Annotated in this window: 21 protein-coding genes and 1 pseudogene; 6 read left to right on the top strand and 16 right to left on the bottom strand. The window is 42.3% G+C overall.

What is annotated here, in order from left to right; genetic code table 11:
• Positions 1-9 precede the first annotated feature (9 nt).
• The 13 genes from LG336_RS07755 to LG336_RS07695 form a co-directional block, all read right to left on the bottom strand.
• Positions 10-570, bottom strand: a complete 561-nt coding sequence (locus LG336_RS07755; protein ID WP_404332002.1) for a Fe-S-containing hydro-lyase — start codon at positions 568-570, stop codon at positions 10-12.
• 16 nt (positions 571-586) lie between these two features.
• Positions 587-1432: a fumarate hydratase gene (locus LG336_RS07750; RefSeq protein WP_404332001.1), complete on the bottom strand. Its 846-nt coding sequence runs from the start codon at positions 1430-1432 to the stop codon at positions 587-589.
• A gap of 21 nt (positions 1433-1453) precedes the next feature.
• The gene (locus LG336_RS07745; protein WP_404332000.1) at positions 1454-1633 is read right to left on the bottom strand and encodes a hypothetical protein; all 180 of its coding nucleotides are present in this window, start codon (positions 1631-1633) and stop codon (positions 1454-1456) included.
• A 78-nt stretch (positions 1634-1711) separates the two neighbouring features.
• Positions 1712-3196 carry an anion permease gene (locus LG336_RS07740; RefSeq protein ID WP_404331999.1) on the bottom strand — a complete coding sequence of 495 codons (1485 nt, stop codon included), beginning with the start codon at positions 3194-3196 and terminating at the stop codon, positions 1712-1714.
• Positions 3197-3553: 357 nt separating this feature from the next.
• Entirely contained in the window at positions 3554-4270 is a 717-nt protein-coding gene (locus tag LG336_RS07735) for a response regulator (protein ID WP_404331998.1), read from the bottom strand.
• A 3-nt stretch (positions 4271-4273) separates the two neighbouring features.
• A complete protein-coding gene (dcuS, locus tag LG336_RS07730; protein ID WP_404331997.1) occupies positions 4274-5875 on the bottom strand; it encodes a DcuS/MalK family sensor histidine kinase in 1602 nt (533 codons plus the stop codon).
• Positions 5876-6396: 521 nt separating this feature from the next.
• On the bottom strand, positions 6397-6993 hold the full coding sequence (locus LG336_RS07725; RefSeq protein WP_404331996.1) for a flavin reductase family protein: 597 nt from the start codon (positions 6991-6993) through the stop codon (positions 6397-6399).
• A 31-nt stretch (positions 6994-7024) separates the two neighbouring features.
• Positions 7025-8269 (bottom strand): MFS transporter, encoded by a 1245-nt coding sequence (locus LG336_RS07720; RefSeq protein WP_404331995.1) that lies wholly within the window; start codon positions 8267-8269, stop codon positions 7025-7027.
• Positions 8270-8356: 87 nt separating this feature from the next.
• A complete protein-coding gene (locus tag LG336_RS07715) occupies positions 8357-9862 on the bottom strand; it encodes a sodium:solute symporter (protein WP_404331994.1) in 1506 nt (501 codons plus the stop codon).
• A gap of 12 nt (positions 9863-9874) precedes the next feature.
• Positions 9875-10114, bottom strand: a complete 240-nt coding sequence (locus LG336_RS07710) for a hypothetical protein (RefSeq protein ID WP_404331993.1) — start codon at positions 10112-10114, stop codon at positions 9875-9877.
• 58 nt (positions 10115-10172) lie between these two features.
• A complete protein-coding gene (gene leuD / locus LG336_RS07705) occupies positions 10173-10778 on the bottom strand; it encodes a 3-isopropylmalate dehydratase small subunit (protein WP_404331992.1) in 606 nt (201 codons plus the stop codon).
• Positions 10778-12202: a 3-isopropylmalate dehydratase large subunit gene (gene leuC, locus LG336_RS07700; RefSeq protein WP_404331991.1), complete on the bottom strand. Its 1425-nt coding sequence runs from the start codon at positions 12200-12202 to the stop codon at positions 10778-10780. The genes leuD and leuC overlap by 1 nt, the downstream gene beginning before the upstream one ends.
• 13 nt (positions 12203-12215) lie before the next feature.
• The gene (locus LG336_RS07695) at positions 12216-13418 is read right to left on the bottom strand and encodes a CaiB/BaiF CoA transferase family protein (RefSeq protein WP_404331990.1); all 1203 of its coding nucleotides are present in this window, start codon (positions 13416-13418) and stop codon (positions 12216-12218) included.
• A gap of 222 nt (positions 13419-13640) precedes the next feature.
• Between LG336_RS07695 and LG336_RS07690 the strand changes: the two genes are divergently transcribed.
• The 3 genes from LG336_RS07690 to LG336_RS07680 all read left to right on the top strand — a co-directional run bounded on the left by LG336_RS07690 (position 13641) and on the right by LG336_RS07680 (position 16475).
• A complete protein-coding gene (locus LG336_RS07690; RefSeq protein WP_404331989.1) occupies positions 13641-14312 on the top strand; it encodes a GntR family transcriptional regulator in 672 nt (223 codons plus the stop codon).
• On the top strand, positions 14309-15193 hold the full coding sequence (locus LG336_RS07685) for a hydroxymethylglutaryl-CoA lyase (RefSeq protein ID WP_404331988.1): 885 nt from the start codon (positions 14309-14311) through the stop codon (positions 15191-15193). The genes LG336_RS07690 and LG336_RS07685 overlap by 4 nt, the downstream gene beginning before the upstream one ends.
• A 670-nt stretch (positions 15194-15863) precedes the next feature.
• Complete coding sequence (locus LG336_RS07680) at positions 15864-16475, top strand: YhcN/YlaJ family sporulation lipoprotein (RefSeq protein ID WP_404331987.1); 612 nt, start codon at positions 15864-15866, stop codon at positions 16473-16475.
• A 758-nt stretch (positions 16476-17233) separates the two neighbouring features.
• On the opposite strand, the gene LG336_RS07675 is transcribed toward LG336_RS07680, so the two are convergent.
• The 3 genes and pseudogenes from LG336_RS07675 to LG336_RS07665 all read right to left on the bottom strand — a co-directional run bounded on the left by LG336_RS07675 (position 17234) and on the right by LG336_RS07665 (position 19733).
• Positions 17234-18469 (bottom strand): IS110 family transposase, encoded by a 1236-nt coding sequence (locus LG336_RS07675; RefSeq protein WP_404331986.1) that lies wholly within the window; start codon positions 18467-18469, stop codon positions 17234-17236.
• A 727-nt stretch (positions 18470-19196) separates the two neighbouring features.
• Positions 19197-19395: pseudogene (locus LG336_RS07670) on the bottom strand (cold-shock protein).
• Positions 19396-19457: 62 nt separating this feature from the next.
• Positions 19458-19733: a hypothetical protein gene (locus tag LG336_RS07665; protein WP_404331985.1), complete on the bottom strand. Its 276-nt coding sequence runs from the start codon at positions 19731-19733 to the stop codon at positions 19458-19460.
• Between the two features lie 474 nt (positions 19734-20207).
• Here LG336_RS07665 and LG336_RS07660 point away from each other — a divergent pair, with 474 nt between their 5' ends.
• Genes LG336_RS07660 through LG336_RS07650 form a run of 3 tightly spaced genes read left to right on the top strand, consistent with a single transcriptional unit; the run spans position 20208 to position 25837 of the window.
• Positions 20208-23249, top strand: a complete 3042-nt coding sequence (locus LG336_RS07660; protein ID WP_404331984.1) for a hypothetical protein — start codon at positions 20208-20210, stop codon at positions 23247-23249.
• Between the two features lie 19 nt (positions 23250-23268).
• The gene (locus LG336_RS07655; RefSeq protein ID WP_404331983.1) at positions 23269-23709 is read left to right on the top strand and encodes a hypothetical protein; all 441 of its coding nucleotides are present in this window, start codon (positions 23269-23271) and stop codon (positions 23707-23709) included.
• Positions 23710-23716: 7 nt separating this feature from the next.
• The gene (locus tag LG336_RS07650; RefSeq protein WP_404331982.1) at positions 23717-25837 is read left to right on the top strand and encodes a hypothetical protein; all 2121 of its coding nucleotides are present in this window, start codon (positions 23717-23719) and stop codon (positions 25835-25837) included.
• The last annotated feature ends 188 nt before the right edge of the window (positions 25838-26025 follow it).

Genomic DNA, 26025 nt, shown 5'->3' with positions numbered 1-26025 from the left:
TATGCTGTATCAATCGACCACTTTATATTGTTGAACACCCAACTCATATAAATTATTACCTTCGGAATCTATCGCCACGATACAAGGATAATCCTCTACTACTAGTCGGCGAATCGCTTCTGGTCCTAGCTCATCAAATGCAACAACCTCTGCTTCTTTTACTGAGTCTGCAATCAAGGCCGCTGCACCACCAATCGCTGCAAAGTAAACAACATTATTAGCAATCATGGATTCAACAACTTCTTTACTACGAGGTCCCTTGCCAATCATTCCTTTTAAGCCTTGTTCCATCATCGTTGGCGAATAAGCATCCATACGACCACTCGTTGTAGGTCCACAAGAACCAATTACTTTCCCTGGTTTTGCAGGTGTTGGTCCTGCATAGTAAATAATTTGATTTTTAAAATCAACCGGTAACTCTTCACCTTTTTTAATCGATTCTGTCAAAAGTTTATGGGCGGCATCACGTGCTGTATAAATAACACCAGAAATGGATACTTGATCGCCTGCCTTTAAATCTTTTACTTGTTGGTCCGTTAAAGGGGTTGTTAGTTTTTTAATCGTTGACATTGGTCTCCACTCCTTTTTAAAGTACTGCTTCCTTATGTCTTGCCGCATGACAGTTCAGACAAACCGCCACTGGCAACGTTGCAATATGTGTAGGGTAAGTTTCGATATGAACCGCTAACGCCGTCACTTTTCCGCCAAACCCTTGAGGTCCAATCCCTAATTTATTGATTTCAACTAAAAGCTCTTCCTCAAGTGCTTGATAGGCTGGATTAGGATGTGGTGACCCCGCTTCACGAGCAAGTGCCTTTTTAGCAAGAAGAGTACTTTTATCCATCGTACCGCCAATTCCAACACCAACGATAACTGGTGGGCAAGGGTTTCCACCCGCTTGTGTAACGGCTTGTATAATAAAGTCTTTCACGCCTTCTAAGCCTTCTGCTGGCTTGAGCATTTTTAATGCCCCCATGTTTTCACTTCCAGCCCCTTTAGGAAGAACTTGAATTTTTATTTGATCCCCCGGAACAAGCTCTGTATAAATAACAGCCGGTGTATTATCTCCGGTATTTTTACGATTCAGGACTGGATCTTCAACAACTGATTTACGAAGATAGCCCTCTTGATAGCCTTGGCGAATTCCTTCATTAATTGCATCATTCAGATTTCCACCAACAATGTGAACATCCTGACCTACTTCAGCAAACACGACAACGATTCCTGTATCCTGACACATTGGCGCGTGTTCAGCACGAGCCAACTCAACGTTCTTCACAATTTTCTCTAAGCTATAGCGACCGAATTGTGATTCTTCTTTATCAACAGCTTGTCTAATAAGTTTTTCTACATCCTTTGGTAAATCACATGCAGCTTCTATGCTTAAGCCTTTCACAGCTTGGGTAATTTGTTCTACTGATATCTCTCTCATCTATAACCCTCCTAATAGTCTCTAGCTAGCTTTAGAACTCTCTTTATGTTGTTTTACACCACTAAATGTAGGTAAATCATAGCCTCCACAACCACTACATTTCATAACTGGGATTTTCAATTCAAATTCATCATCCGCACCATGGAAATAATCAATAACCGTACTTTTTACTAGTTCGGAATTACAGCAAATAGATTTCAACTTCATTCCTCCTATTATTCTAGTAATCTGCCAACCATACCCAATGGCTTACAGAAAAGGTTTTAGTGTGACTTTTGTTTACCATAAACCAAGTACTTTCCACCAAAGTCCACCAACAATGCCCCAGATTAAGATGTGAAGAACTGAAATGGCAAAGCCTATTCCCCACCATTTATTTTGTGAAACATAACCTGATCCAAAAAATACAGGGGCAGGTCCACTACCATAATGTGTAATACATCCAAATAAGTTACCGAAGAATCCAAGGATTAAAGCAGTTAACATTGGCGGTGCTCCTGCTGCAATCGCTACTGCTAAAAATGCTGCATACATGGCACTAACATGTGCTGTACTACTTGCAAAGAAGTAATGAGAATAGAAATAGATAAGAGCTAATGCTCCAAGAGCCCAAACCCATGACATTCCGCTTACAGCTCCACCCATTAAATCACTAAACCAAGGAATCATTCCAAGTGTGTTTAAGAAAGAAGCCATCATTACTAAAGCAGCAAACCATACTAATGTATCCCACGCGCCTTCTTCTTTTTTAATATCATTCCAAGATAAAACGGATGTTAATAATAAAACGGATAAACCAATTAATGCTGTCGTGGTTGCACTAATCGAAATCTTTTCTCCAAATATCCAGAGACCTAAAATTAATAGGAATACACTAATCATGCTCCACTCTGATTTCTTTAACGGTCCCATTTCCTTTAATTTTTGAGTGGCAATTTCTGCGGCTGCAGGTGTTTCTTTAATTTCTGGTGGATAGACTTTATAGATGAAATAGGGAATAACCAATAAACTTACTAGTCCAGGTACGAGCGCAGCAACTGCCCATCCAGTCCACGTTATATTTACACCCGCATCACCAGCTATTGATGCAGCTAGAGGATTTGCTGCCATTGCTGTCATAAACATGGCAGAAGTAATCATATTCCCTTGGAAAGCAGTCTTCGTTAAAAATGACCCAATCTTCTTTTCTGTTCCATTTTCTGGATCTGAACCAAAAGTTTGTGATAGCGATCGAATAATCGGGAAAATTATCCCACCACCACGTGCCGTGTTACTTGGCATTGCTGGTGAAAGAAGTAAGTCACTTACCAGTAAGGAATAAGAAAGTCCTAACGTTTTCTTCCCGAATTTTTTTACAAACATATAAGCTACTCGGTTTCCTAAACCCGTCTTAATAAATCCGCGAGAGATAAAGAATGCAATGACGATCAACCAAATGGTTGTATTTTGAAAACCGCTTAGTGCATCCTGCAATTCCAAGGTTCCAGTTAACACAACCGCCGTTATTGAAAGGACTGCAACCCCTCCCATTGGCATCGGTTTAATAATTAATCCAACAATCGTTGCAACAAAGATTGCGAATAAGTGCCAAGCCTTTTCATCTAATCCTGCCGGTGCACCAATAAACCAAATGATTACACCAACCGCTAATGTAATGAATAAGGCAACAAAATTTACTTCTTTGCTCTCTCTCACTTGTGGAGGTTTTTGATCCTGTTTCCCAGCTCCACTTTTGTAGTTTTCAAGCTTTCGTGCAGCTCCCATTTCTATCACTCCTTTAAGGTTATAATTTTAATCACATTCGTTCACAAAACGTTCACATTGTGAATGTATTCACAAATATAATCAATAAAATTGCCGCTAATTTTTAAATTAGAAGCTTCGAAACAAATGTATTCATTTCCCTTTAAGCTATATTCCTTTCTCTCCCCCTATCAGGTTTCTTGTTTAAAAGTTGAGCTTTCGTTCTTTACATTTGTAGAATACTAGATGACTTCAATCAAAAATAGTATTCGAAAATTCTTAAAGAGTTTTGTAATTTATGTAATTACAGGTACATCTTTTAGAGTGAATCCTCCAAAAAAGCAAAAAAAAGACAGAGAAAAAATCTCTGCCCTACCGTTATACATCTATATAATTATGAATGATTTCTTGATTTAAATGAACAATTCGGTGCATTAAAACCGGTCTGCCTACCGTTCCATATGCTACTTCAGTTTCTAATATATTTATATCCACTAAAAAGTTTACGTATTTGCGCATCGAGACCCTAGAAATCCCTACTTTACAGGCTAATTCTTCGGTGGAAAAATTACCTTTCTTTATTTCGGTTAAATGATCCCACACTTTTTTCATCGTATCCTTTGAAACGCCCTTAGGAAGTTCGGTGACTGCTACTGGCTTCTGTTCCTTATGAAGTAGCAATTGGTCGACTACACTTTGGTCTAAACGCTCCTGATAATCCATTCTTAACTGGTCTTCCCGGTACGAAACCAGCGCTTCTTCAAATCTCTTAAACTCAAATGGCTTAATTAAATAGTCGACGGCCCCAAATCGAAGACCTTTCTTGATACTTTCTTTATCACATGCTGCCGTAATGAGAATGATATCGATTTCCTTCCCGAGCCAACGAATTTTAGACAAGAGACTCCAGCCATTGTCTCCGGGCATATATACATCAAGAAGAATCAAATCGATTTGTTCCCTTTCAATAACCGGTAGGGCTGATTCAACATTCGAAAAGACTCCTGTTAATTCAAATCCCTGAACTTTTTCAAGATATCGTCGGTTTAATTCTGCTACCATTGGATCGTCTTCCACAATAAGTGTGCGTATCAAGATTTATTCCCCCTGTACCTCATATGGAATATCAATACATATTTCCGTTCCATTATCTACGTCAGAATGAATGGATAATCGTCCACCTAACTTTTTAATAACATTTTGAACGAGATGAAGTCCAATCCCGCGGTTTTCCCCTTTCGTTGAAAAACCTTTTACAAAAACTTTTTCTATATAATCCTGTTCTATGCCTTTCCCGGTATCGGATATCCTAATGGCCAAAAGGCCATCTTCTGTTTGCTTAATCTCCAATTCGATTCTCTTCTCTTGGCTCCCTTGAACGGCGTCAACCGAATTATCGATCAAGTTCCCCAAGATGGTAACTAGATCCTGGACCATAGCCTTGTTTTGGGACTTAGGCAGGTAGGAGTCTTCGGAAAAGTTCAGTTTCGCTCCCTTTTCTCTTGAAAAACTCACCTTCCCCAAAATAAACCCCGCAAGTACTGGGTCTTTAATTCTAGAGGTAATATATCCGACCTCAGACTGAAACCTATCCGTTATCCCTTTTACATAATCCGGTATTTGATCATAAAACTCTAACTGCACCATACCTAGAATCACATGGAGTTTATTCATAAACTCATGGGTTTGAGAACGAAGGGCTTCCGCATAGGCTTTTACTCCAGTTAGTTGCTCAGTCATCTGCCGGATTTCCGTTTTATCTCTGAATGTGGCCACTGCACCAACGATTTCTTGATTTACGTAAATCGGCAAAATGTTTGCGACTACATCCAACCCATTTAATGAATATTCTTGGTCAAGCTCCTTATCCCCTGTCTTCATAACTGACATGAAAGGGATTTGTGGGAGGATATCTTCTGCTTTTTTTTCCATTGGATTAGTGATACCAATGTTTTTTACTAACCTTGAGCCTTCCTGATTTAAGAGGGTAATTCGTGAGGAACGATCTACAGCTAACACCCCTTCTCGTGCGTAATCAAGGATTGCGCTCCTCTGTTCAAGTAATTTAGAAATCTCGTCTGGTTCCATACCAAATAAGATTTTCTTTACTTTTTTCGCCATCAGAATGGCACCTATTAGACCAACAACCATTCCTAGGAGCATACTTCCTAAAATGACAGCACGGCTTTCGTTTACTTTTTTCTGTACCTCATCTAGCAAAAAACCTACTAAAATAGCACCAATTTGCTCCCCTTCTTCATTATAAACAGGAGTGAAATACCGTAGTGACATCCCCAATGTCCCTTTAGCTATAGACGTATGCTCTTCCCCTTCGAAAACCTTCCCTGCATCTCCACCAGCGTATTTTTGACCAATCTTCTCTGGTAGTGGATGAGATTTTCTTATTCCCTCCATATCAAGGACCACGATGAAAGCAACATTCGTTGCTTTACGTAACTCTTCTGCATATTGCTGGATTTTATCTTCTGATATTTCCCCACTCAGTCCAGAATTAAAAATTGGGGATAGAGCGGCCGTTCTAGACATATTCCGTGCCTTTTCTTCAATGTTTCCAACAATGGTTTCCTCCACATTCTTTTGTATAAAATAGTTTGTCACCAATAGACATAGAATACATACTCCGCATACAAGAATTATGACTTTTGTCTGTAGCTTGAGATTTCTTTTCGATCGTAACATTAGCAATCTTCCTTTATTTTATTTAATAAAAGATTTACCCTATTATCCGCTTTTTTTAATTGTAGGTGTGATTGCTCGTAATTGATGTTTCAATCCTGTGAATAAATAAAGAAAACCACAAATTGTCACCTTTTTTTCAAAGATGGCGCTTTCTTCAGTTGTGGGACATAGGGACAGGTTTACTGTCCCAGTACCCTCATATAAATCCCTAACTGTTCTCACTCCGTAACATTTAAAAAATGACCACCATAATAAAGCCACCTACTAATTAGTGGGCAGCTCTTCTCTCATTAATAGAGTAACTTAGAGCGTAATCCATGATTCGTTCCTAGTGACGGAATCTGCTAAGACAAGCTGGGACAAGGTACCTGTCCCTCTTTCTCATTCCTTTACCGTCCTCTTTCCGACAAAACAAAAAACACCCACAAACATTGAAGCATCAACATTTGTGAGTGTTTATCTTTTCGTAATTAAACTCGTTTTTACTTAAAGATACCGGTGGTCGGCCGTCACAGTGACACCTACCTAGGCAACTGAAATAATCCCTTCATTTCGCTAAAACTTCCGGCTAGTCTCCCTAATGGGTCCAGTTTCTCCAGATTTATTTTATAATTCCCAAGATAATACTCGTTTTGAATATGATAATGGACCATCCGGCCAATAATTAAGTGATCGGTTCCAAGTTGGATGATTTGTTCAAGTTTGCACTCCATTTGGATCGGGGCCTCTTTTACCCGCTTAGCGGAAACGATGTGGCTGTCAATGGGTGTCAAGCCTGCCGCTTGGAACTCATTTATTTCCGCGGGTAGATTTTCTGAGCTTTTTTGCATTGGATCTCCAAGCTCAACGGTTACAACATTGATGACGAACTCTTTTTGCGAACGGATATTGACCAATGTATCCTTTTCCGTCCCTTCTCTTTCGCCAACCCCTGGCCCGACCGAAATACAAAGCATGGGCGGGTTACGCGATGCAACCGTAAAAAAACTAAAAGGCGCCAAATTCAGGGCACCGGATTCTGAAATGGTTGACACCCAAGCAATCGGCCTGGGAACAACGGAGCCACTTAACAATTTATATACCTCTTTTTCGCTTAACTCTGCGGGATTAAAGTCCATTTTCTGAAATCTCCCTTCTATAATTGATCTTCTATCCCATTTTACTTTCCCTTTTACTAATGATCGCTAAATAAGAAAGCATGAAAAACACCACAACCATCAGCATCGTAATGAACAGCCAACCATATGTAAAGCTGCCCGTCTGATCGACCATCAAACCAAAAATCGGTGGAACAAGCATAACCCCTATCGAACCAAAAGTAATACTTACACCACTCGATATCCCCGCCTGCTCCGGAGGAACAATTTCACTAGCAAGATTCATCCAAATGCCATTAAAACCAGACACAGAAAAACCAAAGACAATGACGATTGGAACCAGCATCCAGAAGGTGGCGCTTGGAATCAAAGCAATCGTTAAGCTTGATATCGCTGTTAGTACAGTAATGATCAGTAAAATCACAATGCGGTTTCCCTTAAATAAGAAATCACTGATCATGCCCCAAGCAATTCGGCCAAATGTCCCGCTCACTTCCGAAATGACAAAAAGAATCCCGGAAAGAACCAATGAAATGCCAAACTTTTCATAGACAAACAGAACAAGGTAGGTATTTAAGCACATTTGTGAACCGTTTAAACCCATGGCACTAATACTGACGAGCATCAGCGATTTATTTTTTACCATATTAAACATGGATTTATAAAAGGAAACGAGACCGCCCCGATTGTCAGATTTTGCTTGACCAGGAGGATCGCGATATAACATGTATGAAACAATGCCACTTATGAGCAAAAGAATACAGGCACCTAATACTACTGTGCGCCAGCCATAAACAGCCCCAAGTGGAAGTAAAATTAAGCCAGCAAGAGCTGAGCCAGCTGTTACTCCCGTTTGCTTAATTCCCATGGCGGTTCCTCGCTGATTTAAAGGAAACCAAACGATAATCCCCCGGTTGGTAATCGGATGCATGGAACCATAGCCGATGCCGCCTAGCATGACAAGGAGAAGCACAGCCCAAAATTGTCCTAGGAACGTCATCACCAAAAAACCAAGACCAAGGAAAAAAGCAGCGATGACCAATAGTTTCCGGGAACCAAATCGGTCTGTTAAAAACCCGGCCGGAACGGAAGCAAACGCCTGACCTAAAAAGAGAGCCGCCGGCAACATTCCAATTTGCGATTTATTTAACGATAGATCCTCGCCAATCAGCACTCCGAGCGGCCCAATGCTCCGTCCAACAAAGGCCACCAAGAGCTGAGCCAATAACAAAAACAATAGCATCCGCCATGGCTCAGAGATAAATACCGGCTTATTTTTCACCATTAAATTTGACATTTCGTTCGCCTCTTTTTGTTTTGCACTTGAGCAACAAACCCTCAGTGGGGCGCCCCACTGAGGGAAGTATCACTTTATCTATTAACCTTATAGATTCACCGCATTCATATCTTCTTCCAGAACAGGATCTTTCTTAGCAGAAGCAGAAGACTGGTATGAACCGGCCACACAAATAACAAAGTTTAGTGCCAATCCAATGACTCCACCGTGAATTCCATAAACGGTTTTGTTACCGGTAAATGTAAGCATACCTGCAACAATTGCGCCAATGACCATTCCCCAGAATACTGCCTTCCCATCTAAACGTTTCCAATACAAACCTAGAACAAATGCTGGGAATACTTGTACGAGTAATTCAAATTTCAATACGAAGATTTCGTACAAAGTTCCTGGTGGATTCCAGGCAATCCATAGCAAGCCAAAGATGGCAATAATCCCAACGATTTTCCCAACCATTACTTTTCGGTGTTCGCTAGCGTTCGGCTTAATAAATTTCCCATACACATCATTCGAAATTAAGGATGAAAAACTTAATAAAACCGAGTCGGCTGTGGAAACAATCGCTGCAACAATCCCCCCAAAGAAGATGATCATAATCCAGTATAAAAATGAATTAATTGAAGCGATTTCATTTGCCATTAACCCAACAAGCTGTTCAGATTGACCCCCTTCTAAACCTGGGAATAGTTTAAGTCCAATAATCCCAACTAGAAATACAAGTCCGGTCGTTAATAGCGGCATCCATGCCATCCGTGCAAATGACTTTTTCAATGTTTTTTCACTTTTTGCCGCATAGATCCTTTGTACGGCATGTGGATAGATACTTGCGCCTAGTCCAACAAGAATAAGCATACTGAACCAATTAATATTTACTTCGGCTGCTGGTACCGCTAATTTAGCTGGCTCATTCTCTGCGATAAATTGAGTAATGGATCCGAAACTACCACCTGCTAAATAAATACCGCCTGCCACGAAGGCAATGATCCCAATCAATAGGATAATCCCCTGCATGACATCCGTGAAGGCAACCGCCTTCATGCCACCCATCCACTCATAGGCTAACATGACGAAGACAAACACTAAAACAGCCACTTGGTATGGAATCGTCCCTCCGGTCATTCCTGATACAGCCTGACCGATGGCGACCAATTGTTCAAGCAAATAGTTTCCTAATCCCCAAAGCATGAGGAAAATGGCTAGAAGGGTGACCCCTTTTGAGTTGAAACGGTGTTGAAGCCAGTCTGTAGGCGTGACAAAGTTTCGTTTTTTCGCAATCACATATAACCTAGGTGCGAATAGTAAATAAACACCAATAATAATTGTCATAAACGAGATTGACTGCAACCAGGAAAATCCTGTCCGGTAAGCTGTCGGAGCATAGCCCACAATCGTATTCCCACTATATTGCGTCGCAAATAGTGTAAAAAACAAAGCAATGATTCCTAAGTTTTTCCCGGCTAAATAATACCCTGATAAGCTTCCATGAATATTTTTTTCACCCCGGCCTGAGAAATAACCGATTAAAAGCATGATGATCGCAAACGCGGACAAAATAATAATTCCATCTACCCCAGCAAACGCTAATTCACCCATGGTATCCCCCCTCTACTTGTTCGCTTCTTCTTCGTCTTCAACAATTTTCCACTGTGTCAAACAAATCCAACTTAAATAGGCACTTAAAATGATTGAAAATAGTAAAATGATGAACCCCCATAACGGGAAACCGAAAATATACGGCTCAACCATTGAATCAGAAAAGTACCAAGGTACATTCCCTATCGTAATGAGCACAAGTCCTATCCAAATCCACTTTTTGCGAATCGGTTCTTTCACATCCTTGTTCATGCGACAACCTCCATGTTTAAAAATTCAGTAAATTATACCCATAGTGTCCATTCAATTCTTAAAACGTCAATTGATAAAACACTTTGTGTTGCTCTTCGAATTCCGTGATACGATTCTCTGTTCTTAAAGTAGCTCCAACTTCATCTAGTCCCTCAAGCAATAATTGCTTCCGATAAGGGGCAATATCGAAAGATGCTTCAAACCCATTCGCGCCTTTTACAGATTGAGTCTCTAAATCCACCGTCAATTCGAATCCAGGTTGGGTTTCCGCTTGTTGAAATAAAGACTGAATAACCTCCTCTGGAAGAACAATTGGTAAAATTCCATTTTTAAAGCAATTGTTATGAAATATATCCGCAAAAGATGGTGCAAGAATGACACGGATGCCAAACTCTGAAAGTGCCCACGGTGCGTGCTCCCTTGAGGAACCGCAGCCAAAGTTCTTTCTCGTTAGGAGAATCGGCGCATTCCGATAAGGCTCTTTGTTTAATACAAAGTCAGGCTTTTCCTGACCATTTTCATAACGCCAATCGTAGAAAAGAAACTGACCAAACCCTGTTCTTTCGATTCGTTTTAGAAATTGCTTTGGAATAATCGCGTCCGTATCTACATTCACGGCATCTAAGGGAGCCACCACTCCTGTCACTGTCGTAAAGGATTGCATTAAACATTCACTCCTTTCAGTTCCTTTGTTGGCCATTTACGAACATCAACAAAATGCCCAGCAATCGCAGCGGCTGCTGCCATTTCGGGACTCACTAAATGTGTTCTTGCCTTTCTTCCTTGACGGCCTTCAAAGTTTCGGTTGGAAGTCGACGCACATCGCTCCTCTGGACCGACAAGATCGTCATTCATTCCTAGACACATGCTGCAGCCTGCTTCACGCCACTCGAACCCTGCCTGTAAAAAAATCTGATCAAGGCCTTCGGATTCCGCTTGCTGTTTCACAAGCTGAGATCCTGGGACCACAAGTGCCTCTACCCTTTCAGCCACTTGATTCCCGCTCACAATTGCAGCCGCTTTTCTCAAATCCTCAATGCGGCTGTTCGTACAAGAACCAATAAACACTTTATCCACTTGAACTTCAGTGATCGGAGTTTCCGGCGCAAGTCCCATATAGCGGAGCGCTTTTTCAGTTGAACGTTTTTGTTCTTCAGGAAGTTCTGCTGGGTTTGGAACCTTTTCATTGATCCCAACGACTTGTCCAGGATTCGTCCCCCATGTGACTTGGGGAGTTACTTGCTCTGCATCAAAATCAATCTCTAAATCGAAACTAGCATCTTCATCGCTGGAAAGTGTTTTCCACTCGGTTAATGCGGCTTCCCATTCAGAGCCTTTCGGTGCACATTCTTTCCCATTTAAATAAGCAAATGTGGTTTCATCAGGAGCAATCAATCCTGCGCGTGCCCCCATTTCGATACTCATATTACAAACGGTCATTCGCTCTTCCATTGAAAGTTTTCGGATGGCTTCGCCACGATATTCAATTACATAACCGGTCGCAAAATCATGCCCGTATTTTCCAATAATCGAAAGAATCAAGTCTTTCGCTGTCGTCCCAAGTGGCAACTCCCCTTTTACATTGATTGCAAGTGTTTTAGATTGATATTGTTTTAAGGTTTGAGTTGCTAAGACATGTTCGACTTCACTTGTGCCAATTCCAAAAGCTAAGGCACCGAACGCTCCATGTGTGGAGGTATGGCTGTCACCACAGACGATGGTTTGCCCTGGTTGGGTAATCCCCAACTCAGGAGCAATGACATGGACAATTCCTTGATTGCTACTTTTCAAATCAAAAAGCTTGATCCCAAAATCACGGCAATTGTCCACCAGTGTATCCACTTGTTTCCTTGCGATTTCATCTTGAATTGGCAAAGAACGGTTTCTAGTTGGAATACTGTGGTCCATCGTCGCCAAAGTTAAATCCGGCCGGCGCACTTTGCGATTATGAATTCGAAGTCCTTCAAATGCTTGTGGAGAAGTGACTTCATGAACCAAATGAAGATCGACGTACACTACAGATGGCTGATCCTTCTCATCGACAACAAGATGCCTCTCCCAAATTTTTTCATACAATGTTTTGCCCATTTGACAGCCTCCTTTAAATGATCTTCATTTCCTCTAATTCTTTTAATTTTTCATCATCAAATCCTAGCAGTCCTTGATAGATTTCTTCATTATGTTTCCCCATCAGCTCTGGACCTACATGCTTAATTTCACCTGGAGTTCTGCTTAGTTTTGGTACAACTCCTGGCATCGGGAAATCACCTAGCTGCGGATGCTCCACGTGAACGATCATTTCCCTGGCTTGATATTGCGGATCTTCAATAATGTCCTTCGCCGTATAGATTAGTCCTGAAGGCACTCCTTTTTCTTCAAGAATGGCTAATGCCTCTTTAGCTGGCAGGGTTTTCGTCCACTCTTCTATCATCGAATCAAGGAGCTTCATATTTTCTCCCCTTGCATGGTGGGTCGCAAAACGTGGATCATCTGCGAGTTCAGGCTGTTCCATTGCCTCACAAAGTCTACGAAACACGCCATCTGCGTTTGCACCGATGACAATATAGGTTTTGTCTTTTGTAAAATAAATATTGGATGGTGCCACACCAGGGAGTATATTCCCCATCCGTTCACGAATATAGCCTGCTAGTAGATAATCTGGGATAATGCTTTCCATGACGGAGAAAACGGATTCATAAAGGGCGGTATCCACCACTTGTCCTCTTCCAGATTGTTTACGTTCATGGACCGCAACAAGGCAGCCGATGGTTGCAAACAAAGCGGATAAAGTGTCGCCCATGGAAACGCCAATTCTTGATGGCGGACGGTCTTCGAAACCGGTTACATTTCGAAGCCCTCCCATTGCTTCTCCCACACTACCAAATCCAGCGCGATTTTTATATGGCCCAGTTTGTCCGAAGCCAGATGTCCGCACCATCACTAGTTTAGGATTAATTTCTGAAAGGGTTTCATAGGAAAGATTCCACTTTTCCATTGTTCCAGGACGAAAATTCTCAATGAGAATATCTGCTTCTTTTACTAATTCTTTTAAAATCTGTTGCCCTTCTTCTTCGCGCAAGTTCAGCGTAATGGATTTTTTGTTTCTAGATTGGATTGGCCACCAAAGCCCGACTCCATCTTTTGATTTTCCCCAATCACGCATTGGATCCGATTTTCCAGGCGGTTCTACTTTAATCACTTCCGCACCAAAGTCTCCTAGTAATCTACCAGTAAACGGACCAGCCAATAAAGTTCCCAATTCTAACACACGTAAATCTTCCAATGGTAATGTATGTTCCGTCATGTCCATCCCCCCAAGGTTGTATTTAGATTTGATTTGAATTTTCTGACTTATGTATACAAATTTATTGGTTTGTATACAATAAGTCAATACTATTTTTTAAATTTTAAGATAAATCGCTACTTTGGTAGTAAATTAACAATAAATAGACCATTTTTATATAGTTTTCAGAAAATTCGTTGAAAAGTTTTTGCCCTTTGTATACAATATACCTGAGGTGTTGGAATGGATGCATACAAGTTTATTAAAGATGCCATTATTCTTGGAAAATATGAGCCCGGGATGAGGTTGGGTGAAGAAACTTTAGCGAAAGAACTAAACATCAGCAGAACGCCTATCAGAGAGGCCATTAAACAATTGGAAGCGGAAGGGTTGGTTATTCCTTTAAAAAGAGGAGTCGGGGTCAGGCGCTTTACGAAAGAGGATATCAGAGAGATCTACGATTTAAGAAGTTTGCTTGAAAGCTATGCAGCTAGTCAGGCTGCCATTAATCGAACGGAAGAAGATCTGATTGAACTGAAAATCGCAAATGAGTTATATGAAAAAGCAATCAATGAAAACTTTCAATCCGATATGACCAACATCCGTAAAATTGTCAGAGTGAATCAAAGATTTCATGAAGCTATTGTTTCGGCTGCGAAAAACAAACATCTTCATTTTCATATCTCAAAAGTGGTTGTCATTCCAATCGTCTTTCGTTCATTTTATTGGTACACCGATTTTCACCTGCAACAATCTCTTGAAGTTCATAAAACCATTTTTACTGCCATTGAAAACAAAGAACCTGAACGAGCTCGAATTGCGATGCACGAACATATCTTCCAAGGACGCGACAATGTGTTAAAACATTTAGATGATATTAAAATTAGTCACTTATTTAAGGAGGAAGAAAAATGATTGAAATTTGCGAAGTAGGTCCTCGGGACGGATTACAAAATGAGAAAAAAATTCTTAGCACCGAAACAAAAGCGAAATTAATCTCCAAATTAATTGATGCTGGAATCCGCAATATTGAGGCCGTGTCCTTTGTCAACCCAAAGGTTGTTCCGCAAATGGCCGATGCTGAAGAACTGCTTAAGATCCTTCCAAAATCTAAGGATATCCGCTATGGCGGACTCGTCTTAAGCCGTTCGGGTCTTGAGCGTGCACTAACCACCGATGTTGACTTTCTTCATATCGTGACAACGACTAGTGATTCCTTTAATTTAAGAAACGCGAAAAGAACCGTTGATCAAGCTGTTGAAGAACTTTCAAAAGTCATTCAAGAGGGAGCTGAATCCAATAAAGGGGTAGCAGGAGTACTCGGAACTGCATTTGGATGCCCATTTGAGGGAGAAGTTCCATTAAAAAAAGTGCTATCAGTGGCCGAGAAATTTTTAAAAGCAGGATGTTCGGAAATTACTCTAGCGGATACAACAGGATTGGCCAACCCTATACAAGTTCAGACCGTGGTTGCAGCTTTCTATGAACAGTTTGGAAATGATTTATCATTAGGTCTGCATTTCCACAATACACGCGGTCTCGGTTTAGCCAACATCTTAGCAGGTTACCAAGCTGGCGTGCAGCGTTTTGATTCTTCGATTGCTGGTCTTGGTGGCTGCCCGTTTGCACCAAAAGCAGTCGGCAATGCATGTACGGAAGACATGGTGAATATGTTCCATGGAATGGGGATTGAAACAGGCACAGATTTGAACAAGCTTATCGATACCGCCCAATGGCTAGAAGGTAATATGAACCGCCCTTTAGACGGAATGCTAATGAAAGCCGGAATTGCTTAAATTCGTATTGGTTACTCACAATGTCTTCGAGCATATCAAACAGGTTTAATTGATTAAATCATATTGTTAGTGTTGCTTAATACCAGCAATGAACTCGTAATTTAATAGTATAAATTGGGTCAGAAACCCCTGACCCTTTATTGATTATTTAATTTTCACTTCGATTGGTTCAGTAGCTAAATTCCACCTTTTTCCTTTTTTCACACATGACAAAGGCATAGGTTACAAAAAGTGCCTGGCACTTTCTACTTTTTAAAAAAGAACAAAATACCAAACTTAAATGCTCCCCTATCCCCCCAAAAAACAAAAGACCTAATTGAATATGGTGGGTAATGGGATTTCTACGAGCACAGACTCAAACAAAGGAACCATAAGAAAATTATTATTTGAGGGAAGTCCATTTTCTAATGGATTTCCAGGCCTCACGACCAAGGCCATAAACCGCACATTCTCCTTACAAACCCCAACTCTAAAATGAATGAAATGCCAATAGTGCCTAGATTGTTCTCATTTTCCCCTGGCTGGTGAACATTTTGTGAAACAAGAAAATCCGGGGCGTTTCTGTGACTTTTACTCGCGCATCTTGTTAGCGGGAACTTCCTCCTTTTTACGAATAGTTCTATCCAATTTTGTCATCATAAGAACAGAGTAATGAAAAGGAGTGAATCATATGAAAAAAAGTTGGGTCATCTTAGGGTCGGCAGTTTTGACACTATCACTTACAGCCTGTGCTGGGAATGATAATTCAGCCGGGGGCAACAACAATGGTAATCAACAGGTACAAACTAACAATGCAGCACCAAGGGTTTTTGATGAAAATCGGAATAATAAAACCCTTACCATCTCAGATCGTGCGGAGCAGCAAGTGGAAGAAATGAATGAAGTGGATGACGCGCATGTGATTATCTCAAACAATAATGCCTATGTGGCTATAAAGCTTACTAGCCTCAATAACGAGGAAGGAAACCGTACAAATAATGGCGTTGTAAATAGACAAGGTGATGACCGGAATACAGACAATGGCCATGCCGGTGCTGAGAACGCGGGTAATAACACCAATGATAGGTATAGCAAAGTATCTAGTGAATTTGAGCAAAAAGTAGCGGACCAAGTAAGGGAAGCTGATAATAAAATTCACGAAGTTTACGTTTCAGCCAATCCTGATTTGTACAATCAATTGACTACTTATTCAAACAATATTAATACTGGTCGAAACAATGATGGCCTATTTGAAGATTTTAACGACATGGTCAATGACTTCTTTGGAGGACAAAACAATTAGCGAGTGATCTCTATAATCATTGGGACCATCATTTTGGCGTCAGTCGCCCGCTGTACGAAAGCGTTAATGCCTTATCATACTGGGGGGCAGACTCCATTTTCGATTTTATTTCAGCTCCTGTCCCTCTGGGTTGTGATAAATTGTTCCCTTTCCTAAGGGACCGTTGTTTTTCATTTATTTTTGTTCTATTAGCAATAATGTATTAGGTGGCTACAAGAAAAAAGTGGTATACCAAACAACTGTGTTATACTTTGTCTACCATTTGCTTTATTGCAAAAACCCCGTTCTTTTTATGTAACGGGTTCGGGGTTCGGATTTCGAATACAAAAACTAATTTAGCATACCAATTAGCAGTCCTGTTCGCAACTGAACTAGACTGCTTCTTTTTTGTTGATATATATGGGGTTTAATAAAATAAACGGTAAATCCGCCCTGAATTTCGAACCCTTTTAACAAGGTGTCATAAGTTTTTGTCGGCATTAAAATTCGCATGCTAATTGTTGTACCAATTGGTGTGCTACAAATGATATTAACTAGCAGAGGGTGGGTGTTGATGTCTGAGAGGCAGATACATGAAGCAGATATTCTTTCTTATCCTTAATTGAGTAACCACTGATTGTTTAAATAAACCAGCTAATAGTTTGTCAACATTTTTCATTTAAAAGACTTTTTATTGTGTGGTATTCTAAAAATAAGCATGCCAAATAACCGATAGAACAATTTTGGAAGGTTTTAGTATATTTAGCTAACCTTACATTTTAGACTATATCCTGGAAAGTTGAATTGCTCTTTAATAGTGCATAAATCCAATGTAAAAGCTTATTTGCACACGCAATTATGGCTACCTTGTATGGCTTTCCTTCTTCACGTTTCTTATCATAGAACTCCCGCATCTTCCTATTACGTGGGATGATTTCCGGTGTCGTTTTCTTCTTTCGGGAATCACGGATGGCACATTGCACAGCCATGTATAAAGCGTGTCTTAGCCTGCTTGAACCTCTTTTTGTAATCCGGTTCACGGTCCCTTTGAATCTCCCAGACTCAAAGATACTCGGGTCAACGCCGGCAAATGCAACAAGTTTTTTAGGGTGGTTAAACCGTTCAATCTCTCCGATTTCCGAAGTGATCGTTGCAGCGATCTTTCGACCTATTCCAGGGATTGATTGAATGATTTTATATTCTTCCATTTCTTTAGCCAAAGCATCTATCTCTGCTTCTAGTGTTGATAGATGTTTTTGGTACTCCAGAAGCATATCTATATGCATTTTCAGACTTACAATATGACTTTGATACAAAACTTCCTTGATTGGATTCCTACAGGCTGCCTCGATAAGCTTTTTTGCCTGTGTCCATGCCCACTTACTAGAACGGCTTCTACAAAGTTCATTAATCCGGTTGGCTAAGGTTTCTTCTTCGATCCGCAATACCTCTTTGGATGTCGGGAATTCCAATAAAGTTAATAGGGAGACAACCGAATACAAGTCACCAAAAACATTTTCGTATTCTGGAAATACTTGATCAAGCACTGCCTGAAAATGGAGCTTTGTTTGTACATACATACCTGTCATGCTTTCGTGCTGCCTCGTAAGGTTGCGAAGGTTCAAAATCTGAATTCCACGCTTTTTATACGGCTCCAGATCCTCTTTGTAATAGAGCTCGCAAAGATGCCTGGCATCGATTATGTCTGTTTTTACCTTCCGCAAGGAAGAGCTTTTTGCCCGATGGGAAACGAGTGGGTTTACAATAATAAACAGGTAGCCTTTTTCGTCAAAATACTGGACGACTGGAATATGGTAATGCCCTGTAGACTCCAGAACAATGGGTGGGGTTATCCCCGTAAGATCTACTATTTCTCTAAGAAACTTACTTAACATTTTAAATCCCTCTTGAGTATGAGGTACTTTAAAGCTTGCTTTATAAGGTTTTTTCTTATCCAGGAAAGCCTGTACTTGGCTTTCGCCTTTGGCCACATCAAGTCCAATAACAGGATTCATTTTTATATCTCCTCCAATAAATATCTAAATTTGCCGGCAACCCCTAGTCCTTCTTGCAGTTTCATAGCTTCGCTTGTTATACGGGATCGTTGTCCCAACCAGCCAAATCATGTTTAAGCAAGTAGGGGGTGAACAGTTTATTTAACGGGATCTTCTTCCCAAGGGGAGTTACGTTCTACCCCGGCTACCGTAATAATAAAACCATATAAAAAATGGTCAACCAGAAATATCTGGCTGACCTTATAATACGAAGGGGAGTTTTTCCCGTTAACCTGCAGAATAGGGCTCGGTTCGGGGGATATAAGGGGAGTTTTCCCGTTAAGGGAGACCAAAATGGTCCATTTTCATGTTTTTCGAGTAAATAGCGGGAATCTTTCCCTCTATTTCATCTATTTTTCGTGTAATTTCCTAAATAAGAGGAATTTCTCCCCTTATTTTAATAGCTTATCGCCTGGCAATTCTTGAAGATTTGGAAATCGATGAACCGGTGCTTATTTGGGATAAAAAATGCTTGGAGCATTTAATTTGTCTCCAAGCATTTTTCTTTGCTGATTTACTTGCCAAATTGCTTTTTAATTCTAGTGCGAATTACGATTCGAAAAGCAATGTTAATTCATATTTTGTACTTCAAAACAGAATCCGTTCTTTTTATGGAGCGGGTTTTTTTGGGGCCTTTCCAAAAAAAAAAAGCTCTGTAATAAGAGTCTTTTTTTATTTATCTGGGTTATTATACTTTTTGCACATTCGAAGCTTGAGGTCCACGTTGACCTTGTTCTACTTCAAACGTAACTTTGTGGCCTTCGTCAAGAGACTTAAAGCCTTCGCTTTAGATAGCTGAGAATAACGAATACATCGTTCCCGCTTTCATGCTCAATAAACCCGAAGCCTTTTTCTGCATTAAACCCTTTAACTGTACCTTCTTCCATAAACCTATTTCCTCCTTGGTGCATCGCACGCATTGTGTTTGTCTACTATCCTTGTTATCCCCCTAACATATCGAAGCCTCAACCATTTCGATATCACCATTTTCATCATTTATCATGTCTATACCATTCTCACAATTTTCTTTGTTTTCCCATTCAATCCTATACTTGTTATTTTTATGTGTAATAGATATGATTTCCACTTCTCCAATGCTATCGGTGTGATGTTCTATGACGATTGATTTCGCTTGTTCTTCTGTTATCTTTGGGCTAGTACTTCCACAACTAGTAGAGATCAATAACAATAATATAAACAAAAGAATAGATCCGAATTTTTTCATGTCATTCCCTCCTTTTACCAATTAGACGTAAAGTAATGTTAAAAGTTGCGGAGGAGCAAAGGGATGTATCATTTGGCTTCTATATTAAAAGGAATAGTTTGACTATGGAGCCATAGCTTCGTTACCATACTTCTTGTCATTTCCTCAAAAGACTTACTAGGATTGGGAACCACTGAAACTCTACTACATCAAAGGACTCATTTTTGAAACTTACCTGTTGTGATCCATTTCTAAAAAAGTTAATTGCTTAATCAACAAGTTTTGTTTTAGCTTTGTTTAACATATCGGGTGAGTAATCAATTGCAGTAACCATGCTAACTTAGAATTTCAACTACATGAAAAAGCCATAAATGCGACTGTGCCCGGTATCATTTATCTGAAAATTTTAAATCTTGTTACATTTCGACAGTGTTTTTATTTTTTACCTATTAATATTTTCTTAGTAGGTAAAGTAAAAGAAAGAGAGCTGAGGAAATGACGCCAGTAAATATGAATAAAGGGAATACGCAAGGTGAGCAGACTAGACTACCTCGTCCATTAAACGTGTTGACACCAAGAATGATCACAGGTTCTTTACCGCTTGATCTTAAGGTGACAGAGAAAGGGGATGAATGGCAGCCTGCGATGGTGTTCTCACCACCCCATCTTCGCATGAAGGAGCGCGAACCACTCCTTTCTCCCACATTGGAAAACCGCGAAATTGATAGGTTGATTGCAGACTCCCCGGAAAGGAAAAAGGTGCTTAGAAGCACGGTTCTTGCAACGGAAGCAACCCCTTTTGCATCTATGTTTGAGGATTCGGACCAGCGATTCAACCAACATTCCGAGGCGATGCTTGGGGATGGGTCAGACGTATTGTCCTCGAGATTCAAAGCAAATGCGGCAGATGCTTCCTATGATTTCAATGAATATATTTTGCTTCGGCACCCCGACGACTCCCTTCCGACCAACACATTGGGCAACGGGCAGAAGCCTTTATTTCCATCCGATCCTCAGTTTCAGCTGTTATTGAACGAAGCGGGGAAAGGAATTGCAAATTTCGTTGAATACGTCTCCCTAGGGTTTAGGAAGCTTCCGCAAATGGACATACTTACCGCCAGCCTAAGGCAGACTCTGTATAGCTGGTGGTTCCAGGTATGCGCAATGCGGGCATACAATCAGCTGCTCCGATACAGCCAATCCGAGATTAAGAAGCAATTTAGCGTTTCTTCTTCTGCTGAATATTACGGGCAATGTCTCTTTTACTTCCTTGGCTCTTTTAACAAAAAGGATGCGGAAAATTTTTTCTCCAGTAATGGCGACAGCACCAAGATATCTCTATTGGCAACGGCGTCTTATTGGGAAGAGGTTTTGGATGGAGTGTTTAAGGAGTATTTTGACCTAAATGGTATTCCCCTAGTCGACCCTTCCGTTCCGGACGGCGAGTATCCATTTGACCCGTATCCTGCCGATGAGGTCCTTTTCGGGCTTCAGGTTGTGAACCGTCAGAGCTGGCACCTGCTGGGCTATGGACGAGGTGAATTGGTGAAAACGATTCCGCTGGGGCCTAAAGAGTCCCAAAAGGTAAGTGTACAGATACAAACCCGCAAGAAAATGACGCGTTCATCAGAGAATTCGTCGTCATTCGAGACATCTGCGGACAGCAGTACCTCTTCTAAAGACACTTCAGAGGTGGTGAGTGAAGCATCGGAGAAGATGAACATGCACGCAGAGGCTGAAATAAGCGGCGGATATGGGCCATTTGTGCAGGCGAAGGTTTCCGGAGGTCTGGCGCAGGATACCGCAACATCGAGCAAGGATACGAAAACCCGGCTGAACGAGCTCATGCAAAAAACGGCAAGCAAGATGAAGCGGGATACTAAGGTGACGGTCAGTAGCGAGATTGAGCAGACGTTTGAGGAAACGCGTTCATCGGAGTTGGTCAACCCGAATGATGAAATTGCTATCACGTATTTGTACCATCAGCTGCAGCAGCGCTTCTGGGTGAGCACAGAGATTGCCGAGGTCTATTCGGTCGTCTTCGTTCCCGAGCCGATTCCAGCTTGGGATGATATCACAGAGGATTGGTTGCGTGAGCATGGCGACATCATTGCCGGAGCGCTGTTAAATCCCGATTTTGGACCGGTGCTTGCGGCGATTTGTAAAGAACCCGCAGACCTCGAATATTCCGATTCCACAATATTCAGGCTTGCGGTAGATGCAGGGATAGCCGCAGCCGGGTCCTATAAGAATTTTACAGGCGGCGGTGAAATGCCGGATTTGCTTGCTTCAGGGCAGCAAGCCTATGAACGCCACTACGAACGTGAGAATGCTTTAAAAATGGAGCAAGCGAGGCGGACTCATCAAAAGAACAGGCTATTGGTGCACATCCGACGGAACATCCTGCATTATATGCGTGCGATTTGGTCGAGTGAGGACTATGACCAGAAAATGCAGCGATACAGCCGCATGCGTGTGCCTACGGAGTGGACGTTTGTTCCGAATGGAGCAAACAGCAATCCTTTTGAGGCTGAAGGAGTGTTTATGCCGGTTGCGGGAAGTGTACGCCCGCTCACCGAAGTGATCAATCCGATTGGACCCATCGGCTACCTGTTTAATTGCGCGATCTACCAGCTGCGAGATAATCCGAAACTAGCCAATCTTCATCAGGCTTTGGCCTATTTGCGAAGTGCCTATCAACGCTTTGAAGTAGCTGTGACATCCTCGAATCCGGGATTAACTGTCCGGCAGGCGGTATGCTATGAGCCGCGGAGCTTCTCTGCAAATTATACCCTGCTATATAGAGAGCAAAGAGGGACATGGCTTGTTAAAACGTCCATTCCAGACGAAATGGATTGGCCTGTGGTGAATTCCTTATCCAATGGGATTTTGGACATACTCGGCTTCCGGATTTGGCTGGACGGCAACCCGGCTGACGGTGACACACTGGACATCCGTGTCATGGCGACCGGTAATCTTGAGGACCCTCATTTGCGTTTTATCCAGATGCAGAACCCGCTTCCGGCATCTGCGGATGAACCTTTATTTTTTACAAACAAGCTGCTTCAAGAGATGGCAGACATCATGCCGGAGCTTTCGCCTAGTCAAGGTCTGATTGGTTGGGCCGCACTTCCTGAGGAAGAAAAAAACGCATTCCGCGAAAATTATCATCATTATCTGATGATGCGGGACACCGGCAGATTGGTGACACTGGATACGACCAACCTCGTGCTGGATTTGGAAATCAGCCAGACTCCTGCGCTTGAGCCCTTCAAACGACTGCATCGCTATATTGATGTCAAAAAGGAGTATGAGGAATTGAAGCGACGCCAGTTGGAGAATCAGAGACGGACGGAGCTCCTGAATAAGTCCCTACTGGGCGACCCCGAAATTGAGCGGGTTAGTGTGATTTCCGATAGCATCAATAAAGACCTAGTGGCTATGTTGGATCAGATGGACGAAATGGACACCGATACAGATCCTACAGGTCCAAATTCAGATTCCATTACGGACGAGAATACAGAACCAAATGAATAATGGAGCGGAGATGATGAACATGCCAAATAATATCGATAGGGAAAAAATAACGATAAACTTGCCTGTCAGACCCGATGTGAAGCCTAGGGTAAGACTTGATGCCACCGAGAAGGTGCTACTTGGTGCGACACCACTGGATTCATTGGATCTTCCAGGTGAGCAAGCACCCCACCTATCCAATGCGCTTTCGGCCCGTCTCAAGGTGGTCCGCAGCTTCCTCCACGAGAACCCGGAGCTTCGCGAGACGTTCTCGAAGGAAGTTGAGGAAAAGTGGAGCAAAAGCAACGGAAAGCGGGTGGATTTCGATACGGTGATCTCTGAACGCCGTGAAGCCATTATCAGTCTTGCCTATATGCGCGAGTTCCAAGAGCAGGCGCCAAGGTCTACAGAACGCCTACACAGCGAGCTGTCCAGGTACTTAACCGAATTTGAGGGATTCGGAATGCAGAACCGGGGGTGATGATTTCGTGCCCGAGCTGGTAAAGAATAGCGGAGCACCGACGCTCCTGACAGCAGCAACAGAGATTGGCTGGATTTATCTGCGTCTAAAAAAGGTTGGCTGGCTCCCGCACAATACCCAGGCACCCTTTTACATGAATGTGTCCGTAATGCTTGATTCCCTATATAAAATGTATGGGACTGATGGTGAACGGTATAGGAAGTATGGGAGAGAAACCTATGTGACTGCGCAGGAGCTCTATCATAGAGCACACGATGCCATCATCCCGGAGCTGGAGAAGCAGACAATGTCCTGGGCCAACCAAACGTTGAATAATGAAGCAAAGAAATTATTCATTTTGTTGAAAACCATCAAACAAACGGCCGTCGGAGTCGAGCTCTATCAAGCCGCTCAGCGGGTTTGGAGTCACTCCAAACAGGTTCCCCAGACTGACGAGGAGAAAATAGCAGAGGAGCTATTGAGGGCTGCCAATTTGTCTACAAGACCTAATCAAAATGCAATGAAAGAGGCATTGGAACTTAAAGTAAAATTGAAACGGAAACGGCTCGCCGCGGCGTTAAGAAAGGAATTGGAGGAGTCGGGAGATACAAGAAAAATTACCGAGCTTCTGGCTACACTCTTTGCCCATCCGCGGGGAGTCGCGATAATGGAAGCATTTGACCGGTCCTTAACCGACGGCATCAAAGTATCGCTCTCGTGTGTTCAAGAGGCCTACGATGCCATCATAGAATTCGGCACGGAACTGATCCGGAATCCCAACCACATATGGCGTTATGAGCCTCTTCTAATGGGCGGGGTTAAACTGATGGGAATGGAGGAAGTTCCGGGATTCGCAGAGTACGTGAGGGCTCTCTCAAAGATTAAGAGAAAAAGTGTTGAGCAGATGGTTTTGTTTCATGTCGAGCTTGCTCTTTTATGCCTCGGAGTCGTTTTTTCCGGTCCTTATGGACTAGTGGTCATCGGAACATTAGAGCTGACCGCCTCGGTGTATGATACGGGGTTGACGTACATGGAAGAGCGCGAGCAGGAACTTGGTGCGAAAGCGTCTGGATTCCGCAGCATAGATCAGCAGCTCGCCTCCGAAACGAACTTTGAAGGAACGAAATTGGCCGGTGCCACGGCCCTGCTTACAGCCATCGCACTGTTTGGGGCCACCGCTGCTTTGCTCAAGGAATTGAAGGCTCGTGCCATGGAACGTGCTGCTGCATCTGGAGTTTCTGCAGAACGTGTAGGCGCAGGTGTTGATGAGGCTCAAGCTATTCCTGATCCACCTAAGCGGGCCTTAAAACAGGATATGGATTTGAAAGTGGACTCGACCGGTACCGGTGATCCGGGAATTCGGAGCAGAGGGAAGGAAAATTCGGCGGTTAATCGGGAAGAAACCGTATCCTCATCCGACAGAGGGATTGATGTGCGTCCCAATGAAGTAACCGGGGCTGGAATCGAATTGCCTCCTGATACCGGCGAGCCCTTCGACGAATTGATCACGGGGCCATGGACAGAAGATATGTGGAACCCGAGCAAACGAAAACGGCGGAAGCTAAAACAGACGAGACCCGATGCGCTTGAGGTGTCCTACGCCAAGCCATTTAATGCCAGTACGCTGATGCAGTCCATGGAAGACCAATTGAACTATGTACAGCTAATGCCGAAATTGAATCCAAAGAAATTCAGATTGCCCTCTTACGAATTTCTTGAGAAAGGAAAGACTTACGGATTTGGTCCGCGCCAATATACGCTAGATATGGATAAAAATCTGATTGAGGCGTCCACCACCCGGATCACGGTGGGAATACGCGATTCTTCGTTTACGAAAATCCCCGGTATGGAAGCCGGAAAAGATTTTGGCCATCTGCTCGGCATCCGATTCGGACACATCGATGCGCAGCTGGGACCTCACGGGGGATTTCCCCAGCCGAGTGAACTTAACCGTTTTACGGGAGAGTGGTTTCGCGCAGAGGATAAAGTGTTCAAAGCAGCCTTACGCCTCCAAGACACTGGGCAGTCTTTTCGAGTCGTAGCCCAAGCAAAAGGATACAAAAACGGTGTTCCATCGCATATCCGCATCTTCCTAGAATCCGATAGAAAAATCGTCTCCGGGACCGACTCGGGCTGGGTTGCAAACTAAACTAGATAGGCCATTCAAGTTTCACCCCCATCCCTTGCATCCTAAACAAAAAAAGCCAATCATTCAGGTGCAATGATTGGCTTTCATTTTAGAAAATTTCTATTCTATAATAAAACCGCCTACTAATTAGTGGGCGGCTTTTCTCTCATTAATAGAGTATCTTAGGGCGTAATACATGATTTGTACCT

The sequence above is a fragment of the Mesobacillus maritimus genome (assembly GCF_044803185.1).
Classification (GTDB): domain Bacteria; phylum Bacillota; class Bacilli; order Bacillales; family Cytobacillaceae; genus Mesobacillus_B; species Mesobacillus_B maritimus_B.
Note: the sequence above shows the minus strand (reverse complement) of the source record. Positions and strands in the feature narration are given on the sequence as shown.